The 237-nt window shown below is 65.0% G+C and carries 1 pseudogene; it reads right to left on the bottom strand.

Annotated elements, in window-relative coordinates:
• Window positions 1-237 (bottom strand): annotated as a pseudogene (locus tag U5A58_RS40725) (sulfatase); the annotation flags it as partial.

Raw genomic sequence — 237 nt, 5'->3', positions numbered from 1 at the left:
AACGAGCGCAAGATAGCACGCCACTGCGAGACGCCGCCGCTCCTCGCTGCCGATGGCCGAATCGTGGTCCATATGGCGCGCCTGGCGCTCGACCCACGGGTGCCGCACATAACCCGTCGACGGATGCAGCAGCGGCAGATCGAGCGATTCTGGCGGATACAGATCGAGCCACTCCTGCGGCACGACGAGCGGGAAATGCGGTGCGACGAGACCCACATACAGCACCCACGGACGTTT

It is taken from the genome of Paraburkholderia sp. J7 (genome assembly GCF_905220155.1).
Classification (GTDB): Bacteria; Pseudomonadota; Gammaproteobacteria; order Burkholderiales; family Burkholderiaceae; genus Paraburkholderia.
Note: the sequence above shows the minus strand (reverse complement) of the source record. Positions and strands in the feature narration are given on the sequence as shown.